Raw genomic sequence first — 22,778 nt, 5'->3', positions numbered from 1 at the left:
AAAAGAGAAAGCAATTAAAGTTTTCTCTTTTTTATTCAATCCTACTATTTTTTAAAGGTGTTTCTTTTAGGAAATCATTCAATTGTTGAATTTCATTTTCGTAATCATATTTTAAATCTTCGTGAAATTTATCAAAAATAGACTGAATTAATTTGAGTCTTCCAGCTTGGTATTTAAATAATTTTTCTGCATTTTCACCTGTTGTATATTTATTAAACAGATATGAATATCGTGTAAATGATTCTTGCAAAATATATTTTCTTAATTCAAATTCGGACACTTTGTCTTTTGTAATTTGAACATGATAATTCACAATTCCACTCAGTGTTTTGAGTGTCAACAATAATTGTCTATGACTTCGAATAATATTAATCTGATTAATTAAGTGATTAGACTTTTTGAACTGTAAATCAATCTTTTCGTAAATTATTTTTACTCGATTTTGCAAGTCACTTTCATCCTCTAACAATTGAAAATGTAAATGCTCTACCAACGTTTCATCTTTATTTATAAGACGCAAAAGAAGCTTGTCTTTTTCTTTTGTAGGTAAATCTAAAATTGCAATTTTCAATGCTGGAACATCTTTCAACTTCATCTCTATTTGTTTGGTGTTAGCTTCACTAAAATTACAACTTTCTTTTACAAAAAAGTCATTTATCATCATCTTAACCAAACTTATTCCTATTAAAAGTATTTCGTGATTAATATTCCGTACTTTTGCAAACCGAAAAAAGGGTTAAAAAATTATGAAAAGCGTTGTAGAACACAGAAAATTACTTGGAGTTGATAAAAATGTCACTCTAAAAGAGTTGAAAACAATTTACAGAAATACGATGAAAGATGCGCATCCTGATAAATTTGTGAACGATGAAGCAGGTAAATTAGAAGCTGAAGAAAAAAGTAAAGTCGTGATTGAAGCGTATCATTTTTTGGTAAGCGTTAATCCTGAAACACACGAAAAAAATAAAGAAGAATATACGACAACTACGACAAAATCTAACATTCATGATTTTTACATGGACGAACAAATTTTGAAAGTTGAACATTTAGATGGTAATCATTACGAATATTTCGGTGTTCCTAAAAATACCTACATCAAAATGGTAAATTCTGATTCACCAAGTCGCTTTGCAAGAAGACACATTTACGGTAAATTTACACATCGTAAAGCGGGTGAAGCAATGAAAGATTAAATTTAATCAATACTATAAAAAAGCCTCTAAATTAGAGGCTTTTATTATTTTTTTAAGGAGCTAAACGCTCTTTTTTCCAATCAAAATCTTCTTGTAATACATAACGAACTCTGTCATGTAAACGACTTGGACGTCCTTGCCAAAACTCAATTTCTGTTGGTCGAATTAAAAATCCACCCCAATGCTCTGGACGAGGAATTTCTTTTCCTTCGTATTTTTTTTCTAACTCTAATTCTTCCGCAGCCAAATCTTGGTGTTCATCTATTACAGAACTTTGAGCAGAAATCCATGCTCCTAACTGACTACTACGAGGTCGTGTTTCGAAATATCCGTCCGAATTATTATCCGTCGTCTTTTCAGCTACACCTTTTATAATAATTTGTCTTTCTAAAAATGGCCAAAAAAATGATAAACATACTTTCGGATTTTCTAACAAAGCTTTACCTTTTTGACTATTGTAATTGGTATAAAAAATAAATCCTTCATCTGTATATCTTTTCAATAATACGACACGTGTTCTCGGAAAACCATCGTCGCCAATCGTTGCAACAGACATTGCGTTTGCTTCATCTACGCCATCAGAATCCTCAGCTTGTAAGAACCAATCACGAAATTGTTCGATAGGATTTTCTCTTAACGAATCAAAATTCATGGCTTGTTTTTCGTAGACTTTTCTTTTATAACTTAAATCTTGTTTCATTAATGTTTATTTTATATTTTTATTTACAAATCATTATTTCGTTAAGATTTTACACTATAAAACCGAAACAAAATGTCTATCAAAAGTATAAAAAAAGGAAGTATTTTAGTCGCTAAACCAACATTAAATAATGATATTTTTCAACGAAGTGTTATTTTAATTACCGAACACTTAGAATCTGGAAATATTGGTTTTGTACTTAATCATTCTTCACACATACCTATTAGTATTTTTGTTTCTGAGATAGAATCCACTTCTATTGTTTTTGAAGGTGGACCAGTTGATAAGGAAAATATTTATTATCTACACAAACGCCCTGATTTAATACGAAATAGTGAAAAAATAATTCATAATTTATATTGGTCTGGAAATTATGATGATGTGCGAGAAGCGGTAAATCAAAAGTTGATAAAAGAGAATGAAATTAAGTTTTTTATGGGTTATTGTGGTTGGGCTCCTAAACAAATTACTGACGAATTAAAAAATAATTCATGGACGGTAAGAGATTTAGATTTTGATATTTTCGAAGAATGGGATGCTGATTTGTGGAAAAATTTGATGAAGAAACTTGGAGGTGAAAACTTGATTTGGTTAAACACCCCCGCAGATCCTTCTATGAATTAATTGATTTCTAAATTACAAATAACTAAAAATCAACTTTGTCTTATCCGTATTATATTCTTTTTTTCTATTTTTGGTAATTGGTAATATCCCAATACCATCTATCAAAATAAATACCTCTTCTGCTTTCTGAATTTCGAATGGAAAAATTTCTGATTCCTCCACTTTAAATTCTTCCGATTTATTGATCTTCGTAATAAAATTATTTCGCAAAACACTTGTTATTACTCCTTCTTCCTTTTTGGGTGTACGAATCGTTTCTCCATTTACCACAAAAATAGCACCTCGTAAAGAACGTGCCATTTTTTTATTGGCATTCAACAGAATAATATCTGCATAGTCATTCTCTAAACGGTAGATTTCTGCAATATTTTCTTCTGGGCGATACGTGTTAACAAGTGAATAAAAAGCTGTGTTGATAGCATAGTCTTTATAAACATCGATTTCGTTTTCACTTTGCAAAAACTCCCAATCTTGTTCACTATTTTCAATAGAAATCAGATAATTAATTGAAGCTTTTAAATAATCTTCTTCATTATTTCGGAAGGCAAAAAACTCGACCTTACCTGATTTAGTTTGATTAGCTTCGGCTATTAAATTGATTTGTTCTTGAAAAAATTCTGGTGTAAAATCTAATGGAATATTCATGCGATAAATACGCATAGAGGCCATTAAATTAAAATAATGATCTTCCCAATCTATAATTTCACCATTTACAAATCGTAAAATTTCTTTTACAGCATCACCATTTCGAAAAGCTCTGTTCTGAATACTAATTTCTGCATTTGCTTGTTCAATGATAAGGCCACCTAAGTTAATTTTCAAAATAATAGATTTTAAACAGATCCTAAGATTTTTTTAAGGTCTTCAATTTGACTTTCCCACAATTGTTTTGATTCTTCAACCTCATCTTCATCTGCGAAATCTGTGATTACTAATGATACATCATTTGTTAAATCGTCTTCTACAATTGTTAATTCGAAGAAATACTTTGTGTCTTCATCATATTCCCATTGAAAACGTACATAACTATCTTGCTTAGATTTCATCAAAAAAGCAGATTCTTCGTGTCCGTCCCAAATAAAAGTATATTTTTCTCCACGAGAATTTACGTTATCTGCAAACCACTCAGACAAACCAGAAGGGTTTGAAATATAGTTATATAACAAAGACGGTGAAGACTTAATTGAAAATTCTACTTGATATTTCTTTTTTGGCATAATTCTATTTAATTGAAGTCGCAAGATATAAAATGAATTGTATCTACCAAAGAAAAATAAAATAAGTTTTGTTATAAATTCAAAAAAAAAATTATATTTGCAAAAATTAAAATTAGGCGAGGTAGCTCAGATGGTTAGAGCGCAGGATTCATAACCCTGAGGTCGGCAGTTCAATTCTGCTCTTCGCTACATCAAAAAGTCCAAACAGCAAGCTGTTTGGACTTTTTTCATTAACTACTAAAACTTATGCTAATCTAAATAACCTACTACTTGATAAGCTCTTGAACCTCTGTAATAAATTTTTTGATATAAGACATCTCCAAACTCATACAAATACTCTCCATCATAATTTATTCTTTCATAACCTGCTGGTAAAGCATAAACAATTGCACCAATTGGAGCTTGAACCACTTCGTAATAATTTCTATTTGGACTATAATAAACTCCTTCGTAGAAATAAAACGGATTACGATTACCAATATTAATTGTTACATAACCTACAGGTAAAACATTGATTCTGAACCCTACATAAGGCATATATCTTACATAACCACTATTATACGGACGATAATAAATTCCATTGTTACCATAGAAATTATAATTGTTGTAATTGTATTTGTGATAATTTCTTACATTAACATTTGACACAGGGCGATTTCCTCTATAATTATTTGAACTTGAGCTAATACGAACAGGATCTTTATGAAAATCTCTATTTTTTAAACTCTCAGATCGATTCCCTTGATTATTTCGATTCCCTTGATTATTTCGATTCCCTTGGTTATTTTCTCTGTTATATCTTTCGTTTTTACTATCTCGGTTCACACTTGGTCTACTACTTATTACAGCAGTATTATCTCTATTGATTCGTGAACTTTCGACACGACTTGAACTTATATTCGAATTTTTCCAAGAATCACTTTTACTATTTCCTCGATCAATTCTATCTGTTCTATTTCCTTCGACACGACTAACTCTATTTGTACTTTTAGCCATTTCAGAACGGCTATTCCCTTGGCTTCTTGATACTTCTCTTGAAGAATTACCTCTCTCACCTCCTCTATGACCTCTATCTTGAGCATTTACACCCACAGCTAACATGGCTGTAAAAGCTACTCCCAAAAGTGTAAATCTAATTTTTCTCATCATCTAACCTTTTAAATATTAAGACATCTATCCTATTACTATTTTCATGCCATAATTATAGTTTGCTGTTCGCTTTCAATTTATTATCTTCAAAAAAAAATATAATAGATTAATTATCAATACATTAATTTTACAATTTTGTTTGACAATTTTGTTAATATTTTTTTTTAATCATTCAAGGTTTGCATTGATTTTTGAAATCATTACTTTTGTTTTTAAGAAATTAGAAACAATGATTGACGTTAAAAATGCTTACATCGCCTTTATCAGTTTACAAAAAGTAGGACATAAAGTTCGGGAAGAAGCAAATATTTTTGCTGATAAGACACTTGAGTATGACGAATCTAAGGAAGAACAATTGGTTCCTTTCTTATTAAGTCCGTTCAAAAAAACACTCGAAATTAATCATTTTACTCATTATACAGAAAAATTAGAATTTAATGTTTTGTATAATCAATGCAAGCAAATGTTTGACGAAGAGACCGATTTTATAGATTTTTCGCAGGAAGTTTTAAGTCATTTATATGAAAAATCATTGCATCCACAAATCAAGAGTGGAGAAGTTTTCATTACACTTTTCGAAAATATGATGTTTGATGGAATAGTATGTCGAGGAATTGGAATTTATAAGTTAGAAAACAAGAAAAAATTCTTACGTTTTGACGAATCAAAGGGATTAGATTATAATATATGGAAAGGTTATAAACTTGAAGGAATAGATAAAGCTTGTCTTATTCTTGATGCTTATCGTGACGAAGGATTTCGTGTATATTCTATTGATGATAAAAATGTAGAATCTGAATATTGGAAGAAAAATTTCTTAGAAATTGATTTAATAAAAGACAATAATTACCATACAAAAAAATATATGGAGCTGATTACTGACTTTTCAAATGATTTCTTATTAGACAAAACCGATAAAAAACAGCAGGCAGAATTTATTTCAAACTCTATCAATGTATTGAATTCAAATGAAATTGTAACCAACGAAATTTTTGAAGATCAGGTGTTAAAACCATTTGAAATTATTGATGAATTTAAAGAATACAAAAAAGATTACAGTGAAAATAATCGTGTAGAGTTTGTAGAATCCTTTGAAGTTTCTGTTCCTACTTTGATGAAAGAATCAAAGAAAATCAAAAGTGATATTAAATTAGATACAAAAATTAACATCAAATTAGATTTAACTAATCCAGATGCGGCGGAAGAATATTTGGAACGTGGATTTGATGAGGAAAAGAAAATGTATTATTACAAAGTGTATTTTAATTCAGAACAATAAGATTAATTTAATATAATATAAACACTGTCCAAAATTGTGGACAGTGTCAATATTTTATAAAAAAAAGCGGTTTTGTAAGTTATTGTCAACTATTATGTATCTATTTGCACAAAATTTTAGATGGTATTTCTAAAAATTTTATCCAAAGATTTTCCCTTTGCTAATTCATCAATCACTTTATCCAAATATCTAATTTTTTTATATAGCGGATCTTCAATTTCTTCTACTCTGTATCCACAGATTAACCCTTAATTTTATCTACATTTGGATTTAATTTAGCTTCAGCAAAAAAAGTTTCAAAATCTATTTTTGATTCTATTTTTCGATCCAAATCATTTTTAGTGTAACCTGTTAACCAAAAAATAACTTCTTCTAATTCTTGAATTGTTCTTCCTTTGGATTCTATTTTTTTGATATAATGCGGATATACACTCGCAAAAGACATTTTAAAGACCTTTGTATTCATTCGAAATAAATTATTGGATAAATAAATTTACAAATAAATAGATTCTTCTAATATACCCGATTTTACTTCAATAGCCGATTGATTGGGTTTAAAAATTCGAGCTGTTAAATCTCCTTTCAATTCGATTGTTCCGTTTTCTACTCTCAACCAACTTCCTTCTCTTAATCCGATTACAGTTTGTCTATTAAATTTATGAAATTCGTTGATTCGCGTTTCTCTCGTTTCACCTTTATGCGTAGAGTTTAGATCTGGATCCAAATAATGAGGATTAATATTAAATGGTAAAAACTGCAAGGCATCAAAACTTGGTGGATACACAATAGGCATATCATTTGTCGTTCCAATTGTTAAACCTGTCAAATTACTTCCTGCGCTACTACCCATATATGGAACACCTTCAGAAATTGTATTTCGTATAGCTTCAATTAAACCTAATTCGTACAAAGTTTTAAGTAATAAAAACGTATTTCCTCCTCCAACAAAAATAGCTTTTGCATTACAAATGGCTTCTTTCGGATTTTCATAAGTATGTAAACCTGTCACTTTTATACCAAAAGGTTGCAAAGCAGTAACCACATTGTTCGTGTATTCATCGTACGAAATGCCAGAAGGTCGCGCAAATGGAACAAAAAGTAATTCATCTGTTTGTAAAAAATCTAAAATCTCTTCTCGAATATATTCTAAATATCCACTACCATAAATTGTACTTGTGCTAATCACAAGCAATCGATAATTTGGATGTATCATAAAATCTAATTTTTATCAAAGTTAATTCTAAAAACAAAAAACCGAAGCATTTTTACTTCGGTTTTTATATCGTTTTAATTTTTATACGAGATCCATTTAATCATTTCTTTTACGGTTGGTTTTTTACCATAAATTAAAATTCCAATTCTGTAAATTTTTCCAGCCATATAAACCATAAAAATAGTGCTGATTAACAATAAAAATAAGGATAACGCTAATTGCCAAATCGGAACATCGAATGGAATTCGAGTAATCATAGAAATTGGAGAAGTTAGCGGAATCATCGATAACCAAAAAGCGACAGGACCATCTGGATTTTCGAAAGTCGTCATGCTTCCATAAAGTCCAATCATCATTGGCACTAAAGGAAAATATGTAAATTGTTGTGTATCTGTATCATTATCTACAGCCGAGCCAATTGCTGCAAAAACTGAACTGTAAAACAAATAACCTAAAATAAAATAAGCAATAAATACAAAAATAATTAACGGATAATTAAATGTCAATAAAACTTCGCTAATCTCTGTTATTTTCTGCATCATATCTGGGTTCGACTCTGCTAATTGAGCTTGGTTCATCATTTGTTGCGACATATCCATTTTAGACGCTGCGATGGCTGGAAAAATCATCAACAAAGCCATAGTCATTCCAATCCAAATCGCAAATTGAGTAACGGCAACCATGGTTGTTCCCACAATTTTACCCATCATCAATTCGAAAGGTTTGACAGAAGATATAATGATTTCAACCACACGGTTATTTTTTTCTTCCACAACAGAGCGCATTACTTTTACACCATATATCATCACAAACATAAAAATGATGTACGTTAAAAACATGGCTAAAGCAATTTTTAATTCCATTCCTTTGTCTTCTTTTCCATCCGAAACATTGAAAATATTCAAGTTAACCCGAGCTTTAGAAGCTTCTAAAGCAGTTTCGTTGATACCTGACTTTGTTTGTTTCTCTTTCTCGATTTTATCACTAATTGTTCGTGATATTTTTTCGCGATATGTGATTCCCAAATTACCATTGGTAATTAACTCGGTATTTTTTTCAATATTTTCATAGTTACCATCTGTATTTTTTGGAATGTGAAGAATGGCATTCAAATATTCACTTCCTTTCAATGTATCTTTTATTGATTTCAATTCTTGAGGCGTATAAATACTAAACATCATTTGTTTAGAAGATTTAAACGATGTAATAAACTCAGAACTTTCATCCACAATTGCGATATTTTTGACTTCTGAATTATTGGCAGAACTTAAAAAGAAAATTACTGCTCCTGCTCCAACAATTAATAAAGGAGAAAGAAAAGTCATAATAACAAACGCTTTATTTTTTACCTGTGAAAAAAATTCGCGTTGCGCAACCAAAAATATATTTTTCATTTATAATTAAGCTTAAAGATTAGAAATAGAACTTTGTTTAACAGCTTCTAAAAATACGTCATTCATCGAAGGAATAATTTCTTTGAATTGATGAACTTGACCAATTTGCATTAACTTTTGTAAAATTTCGTTTGTTGGTGTTTCTTTATTGTATAAAAGATTAAACTCTGTTCGTTGATTAAAATTTCTCATGTCAGAAATTTCAAATTCATTTGCTAAATTTTGTAGAGCATCCGATGCTACTTCATCCAATTGAATAGAAAATTTACCCGTTTTAAACTGATTTCTTACTTCCTCAATCGTTCCATCTAACACTTTATTAGATTGATTGATTAATGCAACATGATCACACATTTCTTCAACAGATTCCATTCTATGGGTCGAAAAAATAATTGTCGTCCCTTTATCTCTTAATTCCAAAATTTCATTTGCAATGATTTGCGCATTTACAGGATCAAAACCACTAAAAGGTTCATCAAAAATTAACAACGAAGGATTATGAATAACCGTAATAACAAACTGAACTTTTTGTCCCATTCCTTTCGAAAGTTCACTCAATTTTTTATTCCACCAAGACATCATATCAAGTTTTTCGAACCAATATTCGGTACGTTTTCTTGCTTCAGCAGAAGAAAGACCTTTTAATTTCGCAAAATAAAGGGCTTGTTCTCCTACTTTCATATTCTTGTATAACCCACGTTCCTCTGGCATATAACCAACTTGACCAATTGATTTTTTTGTCAAAGGCTCTCCGTTTAGTAAAATTGTTCCGCTATCAGGAGCTGTAATTTGGTTGACAATACGAATAAACGTTGTTTTTCCAGCACCATTTGGTCCCAATAGTCCATAAATAGACCCCTGTGGAATGTTGATACTAAAATTGTTGAGTGCAACTTTATTTTTATATTTCCTTGTTAAGCCTTCGGCTTGCAATAAAAAATCCATTATCTATATCATTTGATTTGTAAAATTAGTAAGAAGAAAGTAGATTTCGTTACAGATTTTAATGAGATTCGTTCGGATCCCATACAATTTCTTTAAAATTGACCACTTTATCATTTACTATCTCTATACCTTCATTTTCCAACAATTGTTGCATTAAACTCGAAGGATTAAAATGATGCTTTCCTGTTAATTGACCATTTCTATTAACCACTCGATGAGCTGGAACATCATCTCGATGGTGTGAATGATTCATTGCATAACCAACAACACGTGCTGAAAATTTTTCACCTATACTTTTCGCTATCAATCCATAAGTAGAAACTCGTCCTTCTGGGATTTGGCAAACGATTTGGTAAATTTTCTCATAAGTATCAGAAATAATTTTTGTCACAATCTAAACATTTATTGTAAATTTAGATAAACTAATAGAATATGAGCCAAAAAGTTCCAATTAAATCTCTTTTAAGCCGTCCACGTTTTAAGGTGTATACCCATTTATCAAAACAAGAATTTATCGAATTAATTAAAAAACATTTGCAACAAAACACTTCAGAGTTTGGTGGTTATGCGAATGAGGAAGTAACAATGGTTCGTGTTAGAAAAGATAAAGATAAATATTGGCATCCCCAATTACAAATTCGAATTGAAGAAGATGATGATCATCCAAATTATTTGGTTGTAAGAGGAATTATTGGTCCTAAACCCAGCATTTGGACATTTTTTGCTTTCCTTTATGGATTAAGTGGTGCTGTTTTTATAACATTAGGCTCGTATGCAATTTCAGAATACATAGTAAAAGGTGAAAGTATATGGATTTGGTCTGTTCCGTTTTCTGTTATATTGGCTTTAGGAACTTATTTAGCAAGTTTATATGGACATCAATTGGCTAAATTTCAATTAGGAAGATTGTATCATTTTGTAAATACGTTATTAAATGATGCAGAATTTTATGAAAACAATGAAAATATAAAATAAAAAAAGCGACCAATCCGGTCGCTTTACAAGAAATATGTTGAGATAATATATTAATTAGATTACTTTCACATTAACGGCGTTGATACCTTTTTTTCCTTGTTCTAAGTCAAATGATACTTTATCATTTTGAGCTACTTTGTCTGCCAAACCAGAAACGTGTACGAAGTACTCTTTTCCTGATTCGTCATCTTTAATAAATCCGTATCCTTTTTCTTCATTAAAGAATTTTACAGTTCCTTTATTCATAGTATTTTATTTACGCCGATAAAGATATAAGAATTATTTTCAAAACCAATACTATATTCATTTTTTTTTAGTTTTTTTTTAGTTCCATTTTTTTAGACTACCAATTCAACCTAATTTTGCCTAATATTTAATTATTTTGGCAGGAATCTATATTCATATCCCCTTTTGTAAACAGAAATGTAGTTATTGTGACTTTCATTTTTCTACAAATCTTCACAACAAATCTAATCTGGTAAAAGCGATTAACAAAGAGCTTTTACTTAGAAAAAATGAAATATCACAACCACTTGAAACTATTTATTTTGGTGGAGGAACTCCTTCTATCCTTTCTGAAATAGAATTAGAAAGCATTTTCGAAACGATTTTTAAAAATTATTCAACCCAAAATTTAAAAGAAGTTACACTCGAAGCAAATCCAGATGATTTGAACCAAGAAAAACTTAAATTCTTAAAATCAACTCCTATCAATCGTCTTTCGATTGGTGTACAATCGTTTTTTGAAGAAGATCTACAATTAATGAACCGTGCACACAATGCACAAGAGGCAGAACGATCGATAAAACTTGTTCAGGATTTTGGTTTTGATAACATCACAATTGATTTGATATATGGTTCTTCGACAACTACTAATGATATGTGGATGAAGAATCTTCAGCAAGCAATAAATTTAAATGTTCCGCATATTTCTTCTTATGCTTTAACTGTTGAAGAGAAAACAATTTTGGATCATCAAATCAAAAAAGGAATCACAAAACCTGTTGATGAAGATCGTCAAAATGAACAATTTCAGCTCTTAGTTGATACCTTAACATCGAATAATTTTATACAATACGAGATTTCTAATTTTGGAAAAGAAAATTATTTTTCTTTGCATAATTCCAATTACTGGAAAGGAATTCATTACATGGGAATTGGTCCATCTGCTCATTCTTACAATGGAAAATCACGTGCTTGGAATATAGCCAACAATACAAAATATATACAAGCAATTAATCAAAATAATTTACCTCAAGAAATTGAAGTGTTAAATGAAGCTGAACGATTTAATGAAATGATAATGATCGGATTAAGAACTATATACGGAATAGATGTTGATCGAATAAATTCTGAATTTTCTCAACCTATACTTGACTTATTTTATCAAGAAATCAATCAGTTAATTAAAGAAAATCTTATCATCAAACAAGAAAATAAAATCATTTTGAAACCTGAATCAAAATTTTTTGCTGATGGAATTGCATCAAGATTATTTTACATCGATTAAATTGTTAAATTTGCGTTATGAATGATAACAGACCAATAGGTGTTTTCGACTCTGGTGTTGGTGGTTTGATGTTTGCAAAAGAAATAAAACGTTTGCTACCAAACGAAAGTTTAATTTATTTTGGTGACACTCAAAATTTACCTTACGGAGAAAAATCTAAAGAAGCGATTACACAATTTTCGGTAGACATTACTAATTTTTTAAAGGACAATGATTGTAAAGCAATTTTAGTTGCATGTAATTCTGCAACTGCGAATGCTTTGAAAGAGATTAAAAATGCTGCAGGAAAAGATATTCCTGTTATTGATGTTATTTCTCCCGTTGCTGAAAAAGTATCGTTCGAACTAAGAGAAAAAATTGGCGTTATTGCAACAAAAACAACAGTTAATTCAGGTGCATACAAAAAAGCAATTCGGCGTCGCAATAAACACATCAACGTAGTTGAAATGGCAACTCCACTCTTGGTACCTGTTATCGAAGAAGGTTTCGCAAATTCTATTATTTCTAAAGCTGTTTTAGAAACTTATTTGTTAAACAAAAAATTAGAAGGAATTGATTCTATTATTTTAGGGTGTACTCATTATACTCATCTTGAAAAAGAAATCAATCAAGTATTCGAAGGGAAAGTTGATATTGTAAATTCGCCTTTAATAGTAATTAATCAAGTCATTTATCAATTAGCGAAAGAAGGAAAATTAGCAGAAAAAAATGCTGCTGCAACCTATACTTTTTATATTTCTGTAAACACAGATAACATTATAAAAGTTGCTAAAAAATTCTTTGGAAAAGATATTCAATTAATTGAAAAAAAATTAATGAACTAAATAGAACCGACTATCATTTGTCGGTTTTTTTATAGATAATAACATACAAACAAAAACAAATTATTACATGGAAAGAACATCAGAATTAATTGCATTAGAAGAAAAATACGGAGCTCATAACTATCATCCGCTTCCAGTAGTTTTGGAAAAAGGAGAAGGAGTTTACGTTTGGGACGTAGATGGAAAAAAATATTTCGATTTCCTATCTGCTTATTCAGCTGTCAATCAAGGACATTGTCATCCTCGAATTATTAATAGATTAAAAGAACAAGCAGAAAAATTAACGTTAACTTCTCGTGCTTTTTACAATGCTGAACTTGGAAAATATGAAAAATTTCTAACAGAATTGTTCGGTTTCGAGAAAGTACTTCCTATGAACACGGGAGCTGAAGCTGTTGAAACTGCTCTAAAAATTGCTCGTAAATGGGGGTATGAGAAGAAAGGAATTGCAACTGGTGAAGCAATTATTGTTGTATGTAAAGACAATTTCCATGGACGTACAACAACTATTATTTCTTTTTCGAATGATGAAGATGCGCGTAAAAACTTCAATCCTTATACAAGTGGTTTTGAAGCCGTTGAATACAATGATGTAAATGCTTTGAAACAATTATTTGAAGAAAAAGCTGACAAAATTTGTGGGTTCTTAGTAGAGCCTATTCAAGGTGAAGCTGGTGTTAATGTTCCTTCTGAAGGATATTTAAAAGCTTGTGAAGAATTATGTAAACAACATAATGTTTTATTTATTGCAGATGAAATCCAAACAGGAATTGCTCGTACAGGAAAAATGTTAGCGATTGATCATGAAAATATTAATGCTGATGTCTTAATTTTAGGTAAAGCTGTATCGGGTGGAGTTTATCCTGTTTCTGCTGTTTTAGCAAATGATGAAGTGATGAATGTGATTAAACCAGGACAACATGGTTCTACTTACGGTGGAAATCCTTTGGCTGCAGCGGTTGCAATGGAAGCTTTACAAGTTGTTTTAGACGAAAAATTAGCTGATAACGCAGAAAAATTAGGTCAAATTTTTAGAACAGAAATCACTAAAATGGCTGAAGAATTTCCTTTATTCAAATCGGTTCGTGGTAAAGGTTTATTAAATGCTATTTTGATCAATGATACGCCAGAATCTGAAACAGCATGGAATTTCTGTGTTGCAATGAAAGATAACGGTTTATTGGCTAAACCTACACACGGAAACATCATTCGTTTCGCTCCTCCTCTTGTGATGAACGAAGAACAATTGCACGAATGTTTAGCGATTATTCGTAAAACCGCAGAAGAGTTTAACAAATAATATAGCATAAAAAGACTCCTTCTTTTACATTACTAAAAAGTTAGACGCTTTTGAGTCAGTTAATAGAAGGAGTCTTTATTTCTAAATGAATTCTATTGTCGTTTCAATTTCGTGACCTTTATCTAAGATTTTGTGTATTGGACAAGAATTTGCAACTTTTAATAATCTTGATTGCTGTTTTTCATCAAAATCACCTTCGATAATTACGTGACGATGAAATGTTATTGGTTCGATTGTAATCAAATCATAATTCACATCAACCTCCACTTTTTTGTATGGAAATTCTTTGTGATTCATATACATTTGCAATGTAATCGATGTACAAGAAGCCAAAGCAGCGCCTAACAATTCACTTGGTTTTGCAGCAGTATCCAAACCTCCTTTATCAATTGGTTCATCAACTGTAAATTCGTGCTTACCTGATTTTATTTTTGAAATATAATTTTTATCCGTCGAAGTCGACGTCACATTCACTTCACTCATTTTATTTATTTATTTTTCATTTCCTTTAATTCTTGAATTCTTTTGTGCTTGTGGCATTGGCACATAATCGTCATCTCCTGGTACTTTTGGAAATCGGTGATTCACCCAATCTTCTTTTGCTTTTTCGATCGTTTCTCTTGAAGAACTCACAAAATTCCAAAAAATAAAATGTTCTTCTGGTAATTCTTCACCTCCAAAAATATAAACCGTTGAACCTGCTTCAATTTCAAATTCACATAATTTAGCATCTTTGGCAACCAATAATTGTTTCGTCCCATAGATTTCACCTGCATCTTTTATAGAACCTTCTAAAACATACAACGCAGATTCTCCAAAAAGATCTTTTCCTAACGAGACATTGAAGGTGTTTTTCGCTTTAATTTCGATTAAATACATTGGCGAATAAACAGGTACCGCAGATTTGTGCTCACCAAATTTCCCCGCAATCAATCTGTAATCTGCATTGTCATCTGACCAAGTTGGTAGTTTTTCTGCATCAACATGTGTAAAACTCGGTTCCATATTTTCTAATTCTTTTGGGAGTGCTACCCAAATTTGTAAACCGTGAAGCGTTTTATCTGTTGTACGTAAATATTCGGGTGTGCGCTCCGAGTGCACCACACCTTTTCCTGCTGTCATCCAATTTACTGCTCCAGGTTTTATCTCCAATTCGGTTCCTAAACTATCGCGATGCATAATTGCACCTTCGAACAAATACGTCAAAGTTGATAAACCAATATGTGGGTGCGGTCCAACATCAAGATTTTGATAATCTTTCAGCTTTGTTGGTCCCATATGGTCGATAAATACAAATGGTCCGACATGTCTTTTTTGACGAAATGGTAATAACCTACCTACCAAAAAATTTCCTATATCAGCCGCTTTTTCTTCTAAAATTAATCCAACGTTAGACATAATAAGTTTAGTTTTTTAATTGATGTAAAATTAGTTTTAATCCTGCTTTTAAAACTTGATTTAAGTTAATAAATAAAAAAAGGTTAGCCAATAGCTAACCTCTTTTATAACTTTATATTAACGATTTTAGTAATCGTAACTGTTTTGAGTTTCTCCTCCAAAGTTCCACGCAATACCAAAACGTAATGTATTTTCTAAGGCGTTGTTCGTTTCTGACATTGGAATTAAGTAAGAAGCATTAAATGCAAAAGCATTGTATTTAAGCCCTAAACCTAATGTTAAATGCTGACGATCCCCTTTCATTGGGCTTTCGTGGAAATAACCTGCACGAATAAATAAAGCATCGTTGTAAGAATACTCTGCACCAACTGAATACGTAATTTCTTTTAATTCTTCGCTTCCTCCTCCCGGTGCATCACCAAAAGAACTAAAGATACCGTCCATCACACCTTTATTTGGGATGTAACTATTTGTTATATTCCCTTCTTCATCATATTCATATTGAGGTGTTGGTACTAATAATTTAGAAAACTCTGTTGTGATACCTACTTTATTGTAATCATCAAATTTGAAATCATACCCAACTCCTAAACGTAATGTTGTTGGCAAATAAGATGCGTTCTCTTCTGAATTTGAATAATCTAATTTAGGACCAATATTAGAAATTTGGAAACCTCCACGTAATTTACCTTCAAAATTATTTGTATCCATTGTTTCTGATTGGTAATAACCAGCTAAATCAACCGCGAAAGTATTAGCAGCTTGAACACCTGCTTCATTTACTCCGTTAAATAAGTCTGAACGAATAAAACGACCTGTAACTGCCATCGAATAGTTATCTGTTAAACGTAAACCATACGATAAGTCGATTGAGAATTCATTTGGTTTAGCCATACCCGTAGATACAACATCTGTTCCGACAAGTTCATTTAGTTCGATTTCACCCATATTGAAATAGTAGATACTTGCACCTAATGTACTACGTTCATCTTGTCCTAAAAAAGTATAGTAAGAGGCGTTTAACAAGAAAACATCGTTTGTTAATGAATTCATATATGGCGTATAGGTGAACGCTACTCCAGAGTAATCTGGTGCAAAAGCAAATTTAGCAGCATTCCAATACTGAGAATAGTTATCCGCCGATGTCGCAACACCTTGATCTCCTAAACCACCTGCACGTGCATCAGGCGAAATTTTTAAGAATGGTGCTCCCGTTAAAACTGGATTTGATTTTGTATAATCTTTATCTGTATTATTACTTCCTGTATCTTGAGCATAGGTAAAAGCCGATGCTAAAATCAATAAGCTTGCGGTAATTTTTTTCATTCGTGTTATATTGATTATATTTTTATTTTTCTATTATTTTAAAATAACTAATTTTTCAACTGCTGCTGCTGAACCTTTACATACGGTATCGTCAACACCTTTTACATTGACTTTGTAAATATAAACACCTTTTCCTATTTTGTCTCCAAAATCATCTAAACCATCCCATTCTATCGCATATTTTCCTGTACGATATCCTTCTCGGAAAGGTTCTGCAGAAACGGTTTGACGTAGTGTTTTGACTAATTTACCCGAAATGGTAAAAATCTGAACCATTACATCTAACTCAGAATCACAGTTGTGTTCGAAATGGAAAAAGGTATTCTTTGTAAATGGATTAGGCCAATTTAGTAATTTATCAATATGCAATTGTCCCGTTCCATTTTCCATTACTACAAAGTCTAACGTTGCAGTATTCGAATTATTGTTGATGTCCCAAAATTTAAGATTTACGGTATGTTGACCAAGTTCTAAATTTTTTAATTGATACATAACTTGACCTTTCTGATAATCTTCGAAATCTTTATTGATACATGGATTTGCATCACCACCGTCATAATATTCGTTTAACACATATGCGTCTTGAACTTTACCATCTATTGTTGCTACAATATCATGCCCAATACTCGATCCTGTTGCATTAATTCCTGTATTATCTGTCAAACAACCAACCAAATAAGGCGAACGATCTGTAATTCCACCATTGGCAAAATTTAAATTGTTCATATACAATTTTCCTTGTGGACGCTCATCGTCATCAAGACCTTCCTCATTAATACCTTCTATAGAAACTGTTTCTAATGTAGAGGCGTCTTTTCCATCTTTTTCGTCCCACGCATAAAATTTTAATTTTCGATCTCCTAGCTCGTAATTGATATCTTTCGGCACATAAAACTGAATCGTAAATTCTCCATTTACTACTTTTCCCGTTCCTTTATAAATTGTTTTATTTTCTGTTTTGAACGTTTTTCCATTATGAGTAGATTCACTTAACAAGGTTTTTATTTCCTCTTTCTCAAAAAGGCTTACCGCTATTTTTCCTGAAAAAGTATTGTCAATAGAAGTTGAAGTAAGTTGATTGACCTTTCCTTTAATCGTTACAAAATCTAAGGCTTGTAATTTTCCTCCTCCTAAAATATCTACACCTTTTTTATTTTCGATACTTAAAATTTCAATCTCTTGTTGCGGACGATGAATAGCTAACATAGGATCTCCCAAAATACTAACACTTTTGTGATTACGATGAGAAGGAGAATAACTAATTTTAGCTTGATTTAGCGCTTTTCCTATCGTTTGATTTTCTAAACCATCCTTTTTGAAAAATTCTTGAATCAAATACTGATTCATTGTATCTCCATATCCTGTTCCAATAGGACGGTTTGTTGTAATCATTGACAATGCCCCTCCATTTATATTTTTCAACATCATTTCACCTGCTGAATTATATTGTGGTAAATCCCAAATCGTAAAATCACAAGTAACAGTACATACAATAGGTAATCGCGAATAAGCAGCACTAAAATTAGACAAACCTGTTAATTCTTCTGCGGTAATAATACGTTCTTGTGCCCAACTTCGTGGACCTCCATGTCCATAATACATCAAGAAATTAGAGCCTAATTCAATTCCATTTAATATCGCCTGATTAACCGTTGGGTAGCGAACACCTGCCGATGTACCTTCGGGTTGATGAGCACCTGTGTATATTTTGTTTACCGTATAAATTTGATTTTCTTTTTTAGTAAACTCACCATCAATAGAAACGTCAAAATTTGGAGTATTAACATTATCATCGTTATCTGTAACTGCAACAACTTTTGTACGCCAATCTCCATATGAAGTTCCTTTTCCTTGAACTTTATCATAATAAGAAATGATTTTATCCACTAAAACTTTCGCTTCTGGAGAATTTGATGCAGGAATTCGACCAACAGCTATATTAAACCAATTTGCATCGTAATTATAAACTCCCTCTACATTATTTGATAACATCTTTACATTGTTATCTAACATCGCAAAATAATCATCTGTTGCAATAGCTTCGTTTATATTTGTTGAAGGTTCGTCTGTAAACGTTGGAATGTAATTCGTAAAATCTTTTATTCTATTCTTAGGATCATACGTTGTTGCACCAAATAATACTGCGTATTCTAAGTTTGGACTTTGATTATCTTTCAAAAACTTTAAAAAATCTCGAATCGCAATTGGATCTTGACTTCCAGATGAAAAATCATTGTAAACTTGGTCTGTTGTTACAACAGCAGTATTTATTTTATCATGTTCTTTTCTGAAATTTGCCAAACGTTGTGCTTGATCCAAATATTTTGGGTGCGTAATCACAACATAATTTATATCAACTAAACTACGTATATCTTGATTCGCAACACGACCTACAAATTTTGCATCATTATAAGCATTTTCATCTCGAAAAGCTACAAACTCATTTTGTGGCGAATTCTCAAATTTATAAGAACCGCTTTCTGGCTGAAGATTTGAAATTTGATGAATATTAGAAACATTCCAAACATTAACATTTGAAGAGTTTTGTAATGTAAATGCATTCATTGGATTAGAATAGTCAGATAAAAATCTAAACGTAAACTGTTCATTATTATATACTAAATTATCCTTGAAACGAAGTTGTAAATAATCTAAAAAACCTAAACCAGAGGGATTACTTCCTACAGACGAAACTGAAATATCAATTGTATTTGAGTTTAAAGTAATAGATTTATCATCTTCAGTTCTGTTAAACTCCGAATTTCCTAAACTCCCAGTAAATATTTGACCATTAGCATTTATAGAATAATTATTATTAGAATTTTTCCCTACAACAGCGTAACGTAAATATGCTTCACCTCCATTTACAATAGAATTTGCTTTGAATGTTTTTTTAAAACCATCTTTTAATCCAATATTTTCTCCAACCCAAATTTGTCCAAGACCATTTAGATTAATTGAATCTTTTTCGTGAAATTGTAAATGATCAAATGTCGAAAATGTTTTAACAGGTGAACCAGTTAGTGAACTATTTTGCACACGTTTCCCATCACTTCCATTAAAACTTATAAAATAATAGGCTGATTCATCATATAAATTATAACGAAGTTTTACATTACTTAAAGTTGTGGTATTATCTCTATACCATTGATGCGGACCTTTTGCATAAAATAAAACGTAATCATTGTTATCAAAACTTCCGTCATCTCCACCAACAAATTTGATCGGAATTTCATTTAAAGCTCCTTTTCTATCTAAAGTCAAATTTTCCATCAATCGACCTTCACCATTTCCATAAATCTTTAAAGATTTCGGATTGAAATTGGTCGGAATTCCATTCTTCGTAAAGAAATTTCTATCTAGTTTAAAAACACCATCTTTCGAAACTTTTATTTTATACCAATCTCCAGTTTTCAAAACACTTGAAGTTGAATTATCAATAAATCTTGTACCTGATTTTCGTTGAGAAGAAATTGGTTTTTGTACGATAGAAAACGATTCAATTTTCAGAAATTTATTATTCTGTTTTACAAAAGGAACAACTTTTACAATTAGTTTTTGTTGTCCATTTTTATCATTTACATTATATGAAGAAAAATTAATTTTATCTGAAATAGAAGATGTATCCAAATCAATCAATTCGTTTTGTACTTCTCTATATTGTACATTCGTCAATTCAACTTCTTGATTAAGTGAATTTAATTCAACCACAAATTCTGGAAGAAAGTATCCCCCAACAAAATAATTATCTTTATTCGAAAAATAAGGAACATTCACTTTATTTCCATTCGTCAAAGAAATTGTTTGATTGTTCTCCCAATTTATTTTATAATTTTGACTAAACAATTGAGGAAATTGTAGCAAAGTTGCGACTAAAATAAAATATTTCTTCATGTCTGTTAAACGCTAATTTGGCAAATATATTTTCAATCGTAAAATAAAAAAATAATTCTTACGTTAGATACAAGAAATAAAGCATTTTTTCGTTGTAAGATTAATGTCAAATGCTTTTATTTGCATTAAATTTAATATTTGAAAACCAGAAATATTCTATGAAAATGAATAAAGGACGTATTTTTTCTCTTGCGCTTGCAGCCATTACAATGAGTGTATTTGTAGGCTGTGCAAGTAGTTCAGGTAAGAAAAAAGGAGGTGGAACAAAAAATTTCACAAGTCGTACAGGTTGGAAACCAAACGATAGTAAAGGTTGGTTTTTTTCGGGTAAAAAGAAAGAAAACATTAAAGCATGGCCTGGAATGGTTTTCATCGAAGGTGGGTCTTTTACAATGGGAATCACGAAAGATGATGTGTTACACGACTGGAATAATTCTCCTGTTCGTATGCAAGTAAAATCTTTCTTCATTGGTGAAACTGAGGTTACAAACTACGAATACAAAGAATACTTAACTTGGCTAAAAGTTGTTTTCCCACCAGAAGACACGCAGTACAAGGATATCTATAATGGAGCCTTACCAGACGAAACGGTATTCAATAATCAATTATCAAGAGATGATTTCTCGACAGAAAATTACTTGTTTTCACCAGAGTTTAGCTACTACCCTGTAGTTGGTATTTCTTGGTTGCAAGCAGTAAACTATTGTGATTGGTTAACAGATCGTGCTAACGAAAAAGCCTTGATGAACAAAGGAATCTTATCAAAAGATTACTATAATAACGAAGAATACAATTACGGAAACAAAACATTCAATGCAGAACAATATAAGTTAGGCGACACGAATGTAAATGAAGCTATTGATTCGACTAAAATTATGAGAGCGAATCAAATTAAAACTCAAAACTCTCGTATCCTAAAAGCAAATCGTGCAACAGGTTCTTTAGAAGTTCAACCTTTCCGTTTACCTACTGAGGCTGAATGGGAATATGCAGCTTTAGCTTTACCTGGAAACCGTGAATACAACGAATACAAAGGAAAAGAAGTTGCTCAAAATAATTTAAGAGTAACAAAAGGAGCGCAAAGAGGTCAATATTTAGATAACTTCAAACAAGGTCGTGGAGATTATTCAGGTATTGGAGGATTTGGAAACGATGGTTCTGCTATTACAAGTGATGTTCGTAAATATCCATCAAATGATTTTGGTCTATATGGTATGTTAGGTAACGTTGCAGAATGGGTTTCTGATGTTTATCGTCCAATTATTGACGAAGAAGCAAATGACTTCAACTATTACCGTGGTAATGTTTTCAAAACGAATATCGATAACGGAGTTGGCGGATTTGAAAAATATGACGAAACAAACGTAGAATACGATACATTAGACAATGGTAAATTAGTTTACAAAGGTTTACCTGGCGCATATAAAAAACAAACACAATACGATTTGACAAATTATCGTGATGGTGATCCTAACTCTTCTCTTAACCCAAGAGTTGAAGACGGTAGATCTGCTGATCAGGCGACAGAAGATATGTATAATGCTCCTCAACGTAAATTTACAGTAGACGAAAAAGGTCGCGTTATATTAGAAAAAGATACAACAAATCGTACTTCTGATATTTCTGATGAAACACGTGTTGTAAAAGGAGGTTCTTGGAAAGACCCTATCTATTGGATAGATGCTGGACAAAGACGTTATTTACACCAAGCAAGTGCAACAAACTGGATTGGTTTCCGTGTAGCTCAAGAATATACAGGTAGCTTCGAATCTAAGCGTAAACGTAGAGGATAAATATCCTTTTATATAAATAAGAAAACTCGGTTAATAACCGAGTT

General features: G+C 31.3%; 22 protein-coding genes, 1 tRNA gene and 1 pseudogene. 9 read left to right on the top strand and 15 right to left on the bottom strand.

Annotation, left to right across the window (positions count from 1 at the left end; all coding sequences use genetic code 11):
- Positions 1-31: 31 nt before the first annotated feature.
- Positions 32-661 (bottom strand): hypothetical protein, encoded by a 630-nt coding sequence (locus HX088_RS05680; protein WP_286483647.1) that lies wholly within the window; start codon positions 659-661, stop codon positions 32-34.
- Between the two features lie 85 nt (positions 662-746).
- Between HX088_RS05680 and HX088_RS05675 the strand changes: the two genes are divergently transcribed.
- On the top strand, positions 747-1,193 hold the full coding sequence (locus tag HX088_RS05675; RefSeq protein WP_171622801.1) for a KTSC domain-containing protein: 447 nt from the start codon (positions 747-749) through the stop codon (positions 1,191-1,193).
- A gap of 52 nt (positions 1,194-1,245) precedes the next feature.
- Here HX088_RS05675 and pdxH read toward each other — a convergent pair whose 3' ends face one another.
- Positions 1,246-1,893 (bottom strand): pyridoxamine 5'-phosphate oxidase, encoded by a 648-nt coding sequence (pdxH, locus tag HX088_RS05670; protein ID WP_286483646.1) that lies wholly within the window; start codon positions 1,891-1,893, stop codon positions 1,246-1,248.
- Positions 1,894-1,965: 72 nt separating this feature from the next.
- On the opposite strand from pdxH, the gene HX088_RS05665 reads away from it, so the two are divergent.
- Positions 1,966-2,517 (top strand): YqgE/AlgH family protein, encoded by a 552-nt coding sequence (locus tag HX088_RS05665; RefSeq protein ID WP_260543274.1) that lies wholly within the window; start codon positions 1,966-1,968, stop codon positions 2,515-2,517.
- Between the two features lie 12 nt (positions 2,518-2,529).
- On the opposite strand, the gene HX088_RS05660 is transcribed toward HX088_RS05665, so the two are convergent.
- Positions 2,530-3,339 (bottom strand): aminotransferase class IV, encoded by an 810-nt coding sequence (locus HX088_RS05660; protein ID WP_171622798.1) that lies wholly within the window; start codon positions 3,337-3,339, stop codon positions 2,530-2,532.
- Between the two features lie 11 nt (positions 3,340-3,350).
- The gene (locus HX088_RS05655; RefSeq protein WP_019975947.1) at positions 3,351-3,734 is read right to left on the bottom strand and encodes an START-like domain-containing protein; all 384 of its coding nucleotides are present in this window, start codon (positions 3,732-3,734) and stop codon (positions 3,351-3,353) included.
- 115 nt (positions 3,735-3,849) lie between these two features.
- Here HX088_RS05655 and HX088_RS05650 point away from each other — a divergent pair.
- Positions 3,850-3,923, top strand: a tRNA-Met gene (locus tag HX088_RS05650).
- A gap of 60 nt (positions 3,924-3,983) precedes the next feature.
- Here the strand turns inward: HX088_RS05650 and HX088_RS05645 are convergent.
- Positions 3,984-4,880, bottom strand: coding sequence for a DUF6515 family protein (locus tag HX088_RS05645; RefSeq protein ID WP_286483645.1), 897 nt, complete (start codon positions 4,878-4,880; stop codon positions 3,984-3,986).
- A 232-nt stretch (positions 4,881-5,112) separates the two neighbouring features.
- Between HX088_RS05645 and HX088_RS05640 the strand changes: the two genes are divergently transcribed.
- A complete protein-coding gene (locus HX088_RS05640) occupies positions 5,113-6,162 on the top strand; it encodes a nucleoid-associated protein (RefSeq protein ID WP_171622796.1) in 1,050 nt (349 codons plus the stop codon).
- A 116-nt stretch (positions 6,163-6,278) separates the two neighbouring features.
- On the opposite strand, the pseudogene HX088_RS05635 reads toward HX088_RS05640, so the two are convergent.
- The 5 genes and pseudogenes from HX088_RS05635 to HX088_RS05615 all read right to left on the bottom strand — a co-directional run bounded on the left by HX088_RS05635 (position 6,279) and on the right by HX088_RS05615 (position 10,105).
- A pseudogene (locus HX088_RS05635) lies at positions 6,279-6,628 on the bottom strand (DUF2200 domain-containing protein).
- A 27-nt stretch (positions 6,629-6,655) separates the two neighbouring features.
- A complete protein-coding gene (gene pepE / locus HX088_RS05630; RefSeq protein WP_260543278.1) occupies positions 6,656-7,375 on the bottom strand; it encodes a dipeptidase PepE in 720 nt (239 codons plus the stop codon).
- Positions 7,376-7,449: 74 nt separating this feature from the next.
- A complete protein-coding gene (locus HX088_RS05625; protein ID WP_286483644.1) occupies positions 7,450-8,769 on the bottom strand; it encodes an ABC transporter permease in 1,320 nt (439 codons plus the stop codon).
- Positions 8,770-8,781: 12 nt separating this feature from the next.
- A complete protein-coding gene (locus HX088_RS05620; protein WP_171623633.1) occupies positions 8,782-9,714 on the bottom strand; it encodes an ABC transporter ATP-binding protein in 933 nt (310 codons plus the stop codon).
- A 58-nt stretch (positions 9,715-9,772) separates the two neighbouring features.
- The gene (locus HX088_RS05615) at positions 9,773-10,105 is read right to left on the bottom strand and encodes an MGMT family protein (protein WP_188320085.1); all 333 of its coding nucleotides are present in this window, start codon (positions 10,103-10,105) and stop codon (positions 9,773-9,775) included.
- A 41-nt stretch (positions 10,106-10,146) separates the two neighbouring features.
- Here HX088_RS05615 and HX088_RS05610 point away from each other — a divergent pair, with 41 nt between their 5' ends.
- A complete protein-coding gene (locus tag HX088_RS05610) occupies positions 10,147-10,689 on the top strand; it encodes a hypothetical protein (RefSeq protein ID WP_225539755.1) in 543 nt (180 codons plus the stop codon).
- Positions 10,690-10,743: 54 nt separating this feature from the next.
- Here HX088_RS05610 and HX088_RS05605 read toward each other — a convergent pair whose 3' ends face one another.
- On the bottom strand, positions 10,744-10,935 hold the full coding sequence (locus HX088_RS05605; protein ID WP_171623630.1) for a cold-shock protein: 192 nt from the start codon (positions 10,933-10,935) through the stop codon (positions 10,744-10,746).
- Between the two features lie 136 nt (positions 10,936-11,071).
- On the opposite strand from HX088_RS05605, the gene hemW reads away from it, so the two are divergent.
- The 3 genes from hemW to rocD all read left to right on the top strand — a co-directional run bounded on the left by hemW (position 11,072) and on the right by rocD (position 14,323).
- Positions 11,072-12,199, top strand: coding sequence for a radical SAM family heme chaperone HemW (hemW, locus tag HX088_RS05600; RefSeq protein WP_284583748.1), 1,128 nt, complete (start codon positions 11,072-11,074; stop codon positions 12,197-12,199).
- A 17-nt stretch (positions 12,200-12,216) separates the two neighbouring features.
- Positions 12,217-13,023 (top strand): glutamate racemase, encoded by an 807-nt coding sequence (murI, locus tag HX088_RS05595; protein WP_225541866.1) that lies wholly within the window; start codon positions 12,217-12,219, stop codon positions 13,021-13,023.
- A 67-nt stretch (positions 13,024-13,090) separates the two neighbouring features.
- On the top strand, positions 13,091-14,323 hold the full coding sequence (gene rocD, locus HX088_RS05590) for an ornithine--oxo-acid transaminase (RefSeq protein ID WP_188320089.1): 1,233 nt from the start codon (positions 13,091-13,093) through the stop codon (positions 14,321-14,323).
- 81 nt (positions 14,324-14,404) lie between these two features.
- Here the strand turns inward: rocD and HX088_RS05585 are convergent, their stop codons facing one another.
- From HX088_RS05585 to porU, 4 genes are all read right to left on the bottom strand, one after another.
- Positions 14,405-14,806 carry an OsmC family protein gene (locus HX088_RS05585; protein WP_284583750.1) on the bottom strand — a complete coding sequence of 134 codons (402 nt, stop codon included), beginning with the start codon at positions 14,804-14,806 and terminating at the stop codon, positions 14,405-14,407.
- 9 nt (positions 14,807-14,815) lie between these two features.
- Positions 14,816-15,721: a pirin family protein gene (locus HX088_RS05580; RefSeq protein ID WP_188320091.1), complete on the bottom strand. Its 906-nt coding sequence runs from the start codon at positions 15,719-15,721 to the stop codon at positions 14,816-14,818.
- A gap of 126 nt (positions 15,722-15,847) precedes the next feature.
- A complete protein-coding gene (gene porV / locus HX088_RS05575) occupies positions 15,848-17,047 on the bottom strand; it encodes a type IX secretion system outer membrane channel protein PorV (RefSeq protein WP_286483643.1) in 1,200 nt (399 codons plus the stop codon).
- A 33-nt stretch (positions 17,048-17,080) separates the two neighbouring features.
- A complete protein-coding gene (gene porU, locus HX088_RS05570) occupies positions 17,081-20,941 on the bottom strand; it encodes a type IX secretion system sortase PorU (RefSeq protein ID WP_286483642.1) in 3,861 nt (1,286 codons plus the stop codon).
- 158 nt (positions 20,942-21,099) lie between these two features.
- Between porU and gldJ the strand changes: the two genes are divergently transcribed.
- On the top strand, positions 21,100-22,734 hold the full coding sequence (gene gldJ / locus HX088_RS05565) for a gliding motility lipoprotein GldJ (protein ID WP_449757794.1): 1,635 nt from the start codon (positions 21,100-21,102) through the stop codon (positions 22,732-22,734).
- Positions 22,735-22,778 lie beyond the last annotated feature (44 nt).

The organism is Empedobacter sp. 225-1, from assembly GCF_030328185.1.
GTDB classification, from domain to species: domain Bacteria; phylum Bacteroidota; class Bacteroidia; order Flavobacteriales; family Weeksellaceae; genus Empedobacter; species Empedobacter stercoris.
This window is presented reverse-complemented; position numbering and strand designations above follow the sequence as displayed.